The organism is Ruegeria sp. CDSB022 (assembly GCF_059611145.1).
Map to the genome: position 1 here is coordinate 1 of NZ_JBXWOZ010000030.1, position 8,882 is coordinate 8,882.

Genomic DNA, 8,882 nt, shown 5'->3' on the forward strand with positions numbered 1-8,882 from the left:
AAACCATCATCTCAATGGATCACAGGCCAATGATGCACTAACAATCAAATTGAACCAGTCAGATGAGGCTGCTCAACAATCAATCATTCATAAGGGAGTAGCAGTTGTTTTAGCCCTCGAAAAGTTTGATGTTAGGTTTGAAACTCTGTCGCTTTGGGCTCACACTGGACGTCGAATGCGATGCAGCATCCGGTGATATGCTGCACCGGTCAACGTCGGGTCGTCGAAGTGGGAGGGAATGGCGGTTCGGAGGATCAGTCATGGAAACACCAAACTTACCCGCCATTCGCGCGCTTCGCCCGGCCTGAAACAAGGGCCGGATCGTAGGACAAAAGCGCCCTCTGAAACCAAAACACATCTGGGCGATCAGGGTTGGACTTGAGCTAGCCAAAATCCACCGGGACTTTGTCGTCTTCAATATGGCAATAGACAACAAGCTCCGAGGCTGCGATCTGGTCCGAATGCAGGTGGTCGATGTAATGGCCTCCGGACAGGTCAAGGAACGAGCCTCCGTTCTGCAGAGTAAGACGCAGAAGCCGGTGCGTTTCGAGATCTTCGAAGGCAGACGTTTGTCAGTCGCGAAGTGGATGGAAAACCCGCTGATGGTTGGTTCGGAATACCTTTGGCCTGGCCGGTTTCATGAACGACTTCATATATCAACGCGCTAATATACGCGGATCGTACGGGATTGGGTCACTTTGAAAGTGCCTTATTACGGGGCTTATAGTTTCCACGCTTCTTTGGTGCGGGTTCGTTGGCATCAACGATAGCAACCAGTTCAGCTATATTCCAGAGGCGATCAGTCAAACCCGCTTCCATTGGAGGTGTCACCTTTAACGTCTGATGCACCTTCACAGAGTTGTAGTACATGAAACGCAGCGCAACGGAGTGCATGCGGTTTTCAACCTTCTTGCTGAAACCACTTGTCAGGCGGGTAAAACGGCGCATGGGCATACGCATGGTCAGGTTTTGACACTCTACATTCGACGTGCTGATCAGAGATTTGTCGGTGCGACCTGACCTAGCTCGCCAAGGTGACTTTGCAGAGCGTTGATCAATTGCGTGCGCTGCCGAGCCAACAATTCCCGGGACCGAAGAACCATCGCTGACGCCTAGGTCTCTTCACGCTTCACAGCAACAATGCGCATCGTTGGTCGACTTGCAGCTTCACAGTTCTGCTTCAGCATCGTCCATATCGTTCTTCTGACGTTAGACGAATGGCTTCACGTGGCCGGATTGATCAGCCTGACTTTGTGACCCAAACGACCGATCTCGCGCGCCCAATAATGCGCACTGGTGCAGGCCTCCATTGCAAACACGCTACGCGGGAATTTGGCAAAGTACTCGAGGACCTGGCCCCTGCGCAGTTTCTTCTGAAGAGCCGGGTGACCTGTTCTAGCCGCTCCGTGCACCTGGAACACATTCTTCGCCAAATCCAGGCCAATCATGCCAATCTCTTCCAGTGACGCCTCCATTCAGTTTGTTTGCAAACCCACAATGGCACACCGAGGCCAGCGGGGGCGTCTACACCTTCAGAACCGTTCAAGGGTCGTGTTGTGGCCAAGTCGTCGGTCCTGGGAGTGAGGTCAATGAATTTGCGCGACGACATGATCTACGGCCCAATCACCTGTCGACGTGGCAACGGTTGGCAATGGACAGCTATACGTCATCAGATGTTTTGAGACAGATGGCGGTTTGGCTTTGTTGTGTCATCGCTCATCTGGTTTCAAGCAGCACGGATGGTGGCATTCCAGACGTCAAATAGCTCAAATCGTTTAAGAACGATGCGCTCAAACTATGATCTGGATCAAAATGTACCAGCCTCAGAACGATTATGCGGTAAACTCAGAAAAGGAATCAGAGATAGCCAGGTCAAAGCGATATGAGTCAACTGACCAGCCGACGCGCGTTTTTGGGCGTCACCGCATTCCGGGAGGACAGTAATCTTGTTCGACCTCCGGGTTCGGTTGTGCCTGGTTTTGCAGATCAATGCAGTAAATGTGGCGACTGTGTCGAGGCTTGCCCCGAAAGTGTGATTGCCATTGGTCAGGATGGGTATCCGGTGTTTCAGCCCACCGAGGGTCCCTGCACTTTTTGTGGGAGTTGCGCTCAATCCTGTCCCACGGATGCCCTGGACATAGAACGCCTGCATGATTGGCCGTGGCGCGCGTCGGTCGAAGCTGCGTCCTGCCTGTCTGTCAATGGTGTCAGCTGCCGAGTGTGTCAGGATAATTGCGAACAGAACGCCATCAACTTCAGGCTGCAACTGGGTGGCCGCGCGGATCCATCAATAGACCTCGACGCCTGCACTGGCTGTGGGTCGTGTATGGCGTCTTGCCCGGTCGATGCCGTCACATTGAAACGCAAAACCATATCTCAAACGGAAGTCAGCCAATGAATATCTGCGGATGCCTTTTACATATCGCGCCAGCGCAGGCACTGGCGGCGTCCGAGGCAATGAAAAACACTGTCGGTGTCGAAATTCACGCCGAGGCCGAAGACGGTCGTTTTGTAATTGTTGTCGAAGACACGCCGACACGCCTTGCGTCCGAGATCATCATGGACCTGCACCAGATCCCCGGGGTGATTTCTCTGACGTTGACGTACCACCATTTCGAGGACACTGCGGACAGCCATCCGCATCCCGATGCCCCAAGCCAAACCACCAGCCGGAGGCCCACGCTATGACCATATCAGAAACTCGTCGGACATTCCTCAAGGCCTCAGCGGCCGCAGCTACGGCCTCTGCCGCAGGTATTCCTCTGGCCACTGCTCAGGCCGCCGCGCAGGTGGGCACCCCTGACATTCGCTGGGACAAGGCCGCCTGCCGGTTCTGTGGCACCGGCTGTTCTGTGCTGGTCGGCACCAAGGACGGGCGTGTTGTCGCCACTCAGGGTGACCCAGACGCGCCGGTCAATCGCGGGCTGAACTGCATCAAGGGCTATTTCCTGTCAAAGATTATGTATGGCAAGGATCGCCTGACCACCCCATTGCTGCGCAAGACCAACGGCGAATATGACAAGAACGGTGAGTTTGAGCCGGTCAGTTGGGACGAAGCCTTTGACGTCATGGCCACCAAGTGGAAAGAGGCGCTGGCCAAAAAGGGCCCGACCAGTGTCGGCATGTTCGGGTCAGGCCAGTGGACGGTTTGGGAAGGCTATGCTGCTTCGAAATTGATGAAAGCCGGGTTCCGGTCCAACAATATCGACCCCAACGCGCGGCACTGTATGGCTTCCGCGGTCGTGGGCTTTATGCGTACCTTCGGAATTGACGAGCCGATGGGTTGCTATGACGATCTGGAACACGCGGATACTTTCGTGCTGTGGGGATCGAACATGGCCGAAATGCACCCGATCCTGTGGTCGCGCCTGACCGACACGCGCCTGACCAAGCCGGGATGCGAAGTGCATGTTCTATCGACATTCGAACATCGCTCGTTCGAGCTTGCCGATAATGGCCTAGTGTTTAACCCGCAGACCGATCTGGCGATCCTGAATTACATCGCCAATTACATCATTCAGAACGGCGCGGTGAACGAAGAGTTTGTCAACAAGCACGTCAACATCACCAAAACCGCCACCGATATCGGTTATGGTCTGCGCGATACAAACGCGCTGCAGCAAGAGGCAGAGAACCCAAACTCGGGCAAGCTCGAGACGATCAGCTTTGAAGAATACGCCGAGGCGGTCGCACCTTATACGCTGGAATACACAGCCGAACTGTCTGGCGTGCCCGCCGATAAACTTGAGAAGCTGGCGCAACAATATGCAGACCCGAACCGCAAAGTGATGAGCTTGTGGACCATGGGTTTCAACCAGCACACCCGCGGATCGTGGGTGAATTCGCTGATGTATAATGTGCACCTTCTGGTTGGTAAGATCTCTGAACCCGGCAACTCGCCTTTCTCGCTGACCGGTCAGCCCTCGGCCTGTGGAACCGCGCGTGAGGTGGGCACGTTCGCCCACCGCCTGCCTGCAGACATGGTGGTGGCAAATGACGAACACCGTCAGATTTGCGAAACCGCCTGGAATATCCCGGCAGGTACTATTCCACCTAAGCCCGGGTTCCATGCGGTCTTGCAGCACCGGAAGCTGAAGGATGGTGAACTGAATGCCTATTGGGTGCAGTGCAACAACAACATGCAGGCGGCACCCAATATCAACGAGGAAGGTTACCCGGGTTATCGCAACCCGGAAAACTTCATCGCAGTCTCTGACCCTTATCCAACTGTCACAGCTGTCTCTGCAGATTTGATCCTGCCCACCGCCATGTGGGTCGAAAAAGAAGGCGCCTATGGCAACGCGGAACGCCGTACTCAGTTCTGGCGCCAGCAGGTGAAAGCGCCAGGAGAAGCAAAATCTGACCTGTGGCAGTTGATGGAGTTTTCGAAGCGCTTCACCGTTGAAGAGGTCTGGGATGAAGAACTGCTGGCTAAGATGCCCGAACACCGCGGCAAGACCATGTATGATGTGCTTTACGCCAACGGATCGGTGGACAAGTACCCCCTAGCCGAAACTGCGGAAGGCTTTGACAACGACGAATCCGAGCATTTTGGGTTCTACGTTCAGAAAGGCCTGTTTGAGGAATATGCCGAATTTGGCCGTGGTCACGCACATGACCTTGCACCGTTCGAAACCTACCATCAGGCGCGCGGGTTGCGCTGGCCGGTCGTGGACGGGCAAGAAACCCTTTACCGCTTCCGCGAAGGGTACGATCCGTATGTGCCCGAAGGCGCGGATGTTAAATTCTACGGTCACAAGGACGGCAAGGCAAAAATCATCTTTGCCCCCTACGAACCCGCCGCAGAAGAGCCGGACGAAGAATATGATCTGTGGCTGTCGACCGGTCGCGTGCTGGAACATTGGCATTCAGGCTCGATGACACGCAGGGTGCCGGAACTGCACCGGGCCTTCCCGTCGGCAGTTGTCTATATGCATCCACAAGACGCCAAGGATCGCGGCCTGCGCCGCGGGCAGGAAATCGTGTTGTCGACCCGCCGTGGCGAGGTCACCAGTCGGGTTGAGACACGCGGGCGCAACAAGGTGCCGCGCGGCTTGGTCTTTATGCCGTGGTTTGATGAACACCAGTTGACCAACAAGCTGACGTTGGATGCAACCTGTCCGCTGTCGAAGGAAACCGACTACAAGAAATGCGCCTGTAAGGTCGAGCGCGCGTAATCGGCACGGATCGCAAAGGTAATCCCCATGCCCCTCGCCAAGACTCCTCTTTCGCCGAAACGTCGCCTTTTCCTTCAGGATACGGCGCGTGCGGCAGGCGGCTGTGTGGTCGGCGGGTCACTGCTGGCCTGGCTGGCCCGCGACGCCCGTGCATTGTCGGCCGAGGCTTTGCGCCCCCCCGGCGCGCTGCCAGAGCGGGAGTTCTTGTCGGCCTGCATTCGCTGCGGGCTGTGTGTGCGAGACTGCCCCTATGATACCTTGAAACTGGCCGAGCTTGGGTCGGATGCCGGGGCGACGGGCACGCCATATTTTATCGCTCGCGATGTGCCTTGTGAAATGTGCGACGATATTCCTTGTGTTGCCGCCTGCCCGACCGGTGCGCTAGATCCCAAGTTGGATAACATTGACGATGCCAAAATGGGCGTCGCGGTTTTGGTCGATCAGGAAAACTGCCTGAACTTCCTGGGTTTGAGGTGTGACGTTTGTTACCGTGTCTGCCCGGTGATTGACGAAGCGATTACGCTGGAAACGGCGCATAACGCCCGCTCGGGCCACCATGCAATGTTTATTCCAACCGTACATGCCGACCGCTGCACCGGCTGCGGCATGTGTGAAAAAAGCTGTGTACTGCCAGAAGCCGCAATCAAGGTATTGCCGGCACGTCTTGCGCGGGGCAGCAGCGCGGATCATTACCGCAAAGGTTGGGAAGAAAAAGATGCCAAGGGCGCGCCGGTTGTTGAAGGCATAATCGACCTGCCCGACCGCCTGCCCGGCCCGGGGGTCGACAACCTAATCGCACCGGGTGGTTTTGAACCCGGCTATGATCTTCCAGGGGTGGGACAATGACCACCCGCACACATATGCCCATAGGCCAAGAAGCCGTGGCGGTCAAAGGCTGGGTCGGCGCGCATAAATACCTGATACTGCGCCGTATCAGTCAGCTGTTCTTTCTGGTCCTGTTCCTGTTGGGACCCTGGTTCGGCATCTGGGTCGTAAAAGGTACCTTGGCAGGATCGCAGACCCTGGGTGTACTGCCGCTGACGGACCCATTCATCCTGTTGCAAAGCATCATCGCCGGGCATTGGCCGGCGATGACCGCTTTTATTGGCGGCTTGATCGTCGTGGTGGCCTATGCGCTGGTCGGAGGCCGCGTCTATTGCTCGTGGGTCTGTCCGATCAACCCAGTGACCGACGCCGCCAACTGGTTGCACAGGCGGTTGGATTTGCCGAAAGGTTGGCAACCTAAACGGCGCACGCGGTTGTGGATATTGGCCACCGCGCTGATCGTCTCGGGTCTCACCGGCGTGATCGCATGGGAGATTATCAACCCAATCACCATGCTGCATCGCGGACTGATCTTTGGGGCCGGTTTTGTCTGGGCCATGGTCGTTGCGATCTTTGTCTTTGATGTGCTTGTCGCCCGTCACGGCTGGTGCGGCCACATATGCCCGGTCGGTGCGTTTTATGGCCTGATCGGCACCAAAAGCCTGTTACGGGTCAGCGCGGTTAACCGCTCGGCCTGTGACGATTGCATGGATTGTTATGCCGTATGCCCCGAAAACCACATCATTTCGCCCGCGCTGAAGGGCAAGCCGGGTGCCACGCCGCTGATCCTGTCAACCGACTGCTCAAACTGCGGTCGCTGTATCGATGTCTGTGCAGTTGATGTCTTCAAATTTACTCACCGGTTCGACGACCAAGTCGCCGCACCTTCCGATCCAGTTCCCGCGCCTGAACCGCGCGTAGCCAGACCTATTTAAGGGAGTGCCGAGATGAACAAGCCAATCCTCACAGGTGTCGTCGCCCTGATCCCCGTTATATTCCTGAGCGGGTTCGTCCTTGCGCAATCTGCGACGGTGCAAACCCTGCGTGGCGCCGAGGTGGATGAACCCATTCCGTTGGACCGGATTCACAAGAACGTGGAAGGACGGATGCAGCGCAACTATCGCCAGCAACCACCGCTTGTCCCCCACTCGATCGAGCAATACCAGATTGACGTGCGCACCAATCAATGCCTGTCCTGCCATGACTGGACCAAAGCCGGGGAACGCAATGCGCCGACCCTGTCGATGACCCATTATCTGGATCGTGACGGCAATGAGTTGGATCACATCGCCGGGACCCGTTATTTCTGCAACCAGTGCCACGTGCCTCAGGCAGATGCGCCTGCGTTGGTCGACAACGTGTTTGAACCCTCGTCCGGCAACTAATCCAACGCATGTCTGAAAGGAGCACCAAGATGGCAGACTCCCCCGAAAACCGCGGTTGGATCCGCCGCCTCTGGAACGCGATCTGGACCCCGGCTGTTATGTTCAGCTCGGGCTTTCTGATCCTCGCCGGGTTTCTGGCCGGTATTCTGTTCTGGGGTGGGTTCCACTGGACATTGGAACTGACCAATACCGAGGAATTCTGTACCTCGTGCCACACGATGGAAACCAATCTGGGCGAATACCGCGAGACGATCCACTATAACAACCACTCCGGTGTCCGCGCGATCTGTTCTGACTGCCACGTGCCACATGAATGGAACCACAAGATCAAGGCCAAGATCATGGCTGTTAAAGATGTCTATCACGAGCTTGCCGGAACCATCAGCACGCCTGAGAAATACGAAGCGCATCGGCTAAGTATGGCTTCGGCGGTCTGGAAAAAGATGAAGGCCTCTGACAGCCGCGAGTGCCGCAACTGCCATAACTTTGACTATATGGATTTCACCATTCAAGAAGCACGCGCTGCATCGGAACATCAGCGGGCAATTGACAACAACATGACCTGCATCGACTGCCACCAAGGCATCGCACACAGCCTGCCGCAGGGTTATCAGGAAGAATACCAGAAAATCACCGATGCGCTGGCTAATAAATCCGCAGGTAACTTGCAACAACAGGTTGCAGACGGCAGCGCAGAAATCCGGTCATACCTGACCACACAGTCGGACTGAAAAGGGGTAAGTTATGCTGGAACTTCTGGGAACAATCGGCGGCAACATCATCGGCCTTCCAGGCATTCTGGGCGTTGCGCTTGGCATGATGACGCGCCGCCTCTGGCTGGGGGCCATGATGGGCGGTTTGATCGGCATTGTTGGGACGCTGCTGTTTGCCCATTGGGACTTTGCCAATGTTGCAACGACCGAACTTTTGATCGCCATTGTTGTGGGTCTGTGTGCCGGGACACTGGGTTCTGCGATCCGTATCAAAGGGGCAACGGTCTAACAGAAAGACCGAAGCGTGCTGGGCAATGGCGGCGTAATGATTGGTCCTTTACCCGATGCTCTGGGGTAGATAGCGGCTAGGTGCAGAAGGGCTCTGATGGAATGGACATCCCCTGATTTCTCATCTGATAGGTTTTCGAGATGGAAGCCGTCAGAACTATCGAGCAATCCGTGCCGAGGGACCATTGCTCGCGTTGGTGTAGATTTTCAGCTGCAGCCCACGCGCCACTGGAGCATTCGACCACGCCTTGCAATGGACAGGTATTACGACATCTAGCTGCAATAAAATAGATATCATATCAAACCCTTAAAGATAGTGTTTCAGCCAAATTGATTCAGGAAAGTAGGCCTCAATGAGTCCACCGCAGATTGATTCCATATCTTATTGCGCACAATGGCGCCCCTAAGCGCGTAATCCTAGGGTCAGGACCCATTGATTTCCGTTTTGCGGCGTGATTCACGGTTCAAAAACGAGCGGTGAACATGTCTGATCT

General features: G+C 55.8%; 9 protein-coding genes and 2 pseudogenes. 9 read left to right on the plus strand and 2 right to left on the minus strand.

The genetic code is table 11. From position 1 onward, the window contains the following. Positions 1 to 196: hypothetical protein (locus AC2FIZ_RS20450; protein ID WP_281973979.1), on the plus strand; the 196-nt coding region annotated here is incomplete at its 5' end. Positions 197 to 693: 497 nt separating this feature from the next. On the opposite strand, the pseudogene AC2FIZ_RS20455 reads toward AC2FIZ_RS20450, so the two are convergent. Both AC2FIZ_RS20455 and AC2FIZ_RS20460 read right to left on the minus strand, forming a co-directional pair. Beyond that, a pseudogene (locus AC2FIZ_RS20455) lies at positions 694 to 1,029 on the minus strand (IS1 family transposase); the annotation flags it as partial. Continuing rightward, positions 1,011 to 1,475: pseudogene (locus tag AC2FIZ_RS20460) on the minus strand (IS110 family transposase); the annotation flags it as partial. The pseudogenes AC2FIZ_RS20455 and AC2FIZ_RS20460, both read right to left, overlap by 19 nt. 407 nt (positions 1,476 to 1,882) lie before the next feature. Between AC2FIZ_RS20460 and napF the strand changes: the two are divergent. From napF to AC2FIZ_RS20500, 8 genes are read left to right on the plus strand one after another with little or no spacing between them, the layout of a single operon-like run. Beyond that, entirely contained in the window at positions 1,883 to 2,398 is a 516-nt protein-coding gene (gene napF / locus AC2FIZ_RS20465) for a ferredoxin-type protein NapF (RefSeq protein WP_281973978.1), read from the plus strand. Further along, positions 2,395 to 2,688, plus strand: coding sequence for a chaperone NapD (locus tag AC2FIZ_RS20470; RefSeq protein WP_281973977.1), 294 nt, complete (start codon positions 2,395 to 2,397; stop codon positions 2,686 to 2,688). The genes napF and AC2FIZ_RS20470 overlap by 4 nt, the downstream gene beginning before the upstream one ends. Then, on the plus strand, positions 2,685 to 5,177 hold the full coding sequence (gene napA, locus AC2FIZ_RS20475; RefSeq protein ID WP_281973976.1) for a nitrate reductase catalytic subunit NapA: 2,493 nt from the start codon (positions 2,685 to 2,687) through the stop codon (positions 5,175 to 5,177). Before AC2FIZ_RS20470 ends, napA begins: the two co-directional genes overlap by 4 nt. 27 nt (positions 5,178 to 5,204) lie before the next feature. Further along, positions 5,205 to 6,023 carry a ferredoxin-type protein NapG gene (gene napG, locus AC2FIZ_RS20480; RefSeq protein ID WP_281973975.1) on the plus strand — a complete coding sequence of 273 codons (819 nt, stop codon included), beginning with the start codon at positions 5,205 to 5,207 and terminating at the stop codon, positions 6,021 to 6,023. Next, positions 6,020 to 6,937, plus strand: coding sequence for a quinol dehydrogenase ferredoxin subunit NapH (napH, locus tag AC2FIZ_RS20485; protein ID WP_281973974.1), 918 nt, complete (start codon positions 6,020 to 6,022; stop codon positions 6,935 to 6,937). The genes napG and napH overlap by 4 nt, the downstream gene beginning before the upstream one ends. A 12-nt stretch (positions 6,938 to 6,949) precedes the next feature. Beyond that, positions 6,950 to 7,387, plus strand: a complete 438-nt coding sequence (locus AC2FIZ_RS20490) for a nitrate reductase cytochrome c-type subunit (RefSeq protein WP_185956760.1) — start codon at positions 6,950 to 6,952, stop codon at positions 7,385 to 7,387. A 29-nt stretch (positions 7,388 to 7,416) separates the two neighbouring features. Then, on the plus strand, positions 7,417 to 8,118 hold the full coding sequence (locus AC2FIZ_RS20495; RefSeq protein WP_185956761.1) for a NapC/NirT family cytochrome c: 702 nt from the start codon (positions 7,417 to 7,419) through the stop codon (positions 8,116 to 8,118). A 13-nt stretch (positions 8,119 to 8,131) separates the two neighbouring features. Further along, on the plus strand, positions 8,132 to 8,389 hold the full coding sequence (locus tag AC2FIZ_RS20500) for a hypothetical protein (protein WP_142640413.1): 258 nt from the start codon (positions 8,132 to 8,134) through the stop codon (positions 8,387 to 8,389). Positions 8,390 to 8,882 lie beyond the last annotated feature (493 nt).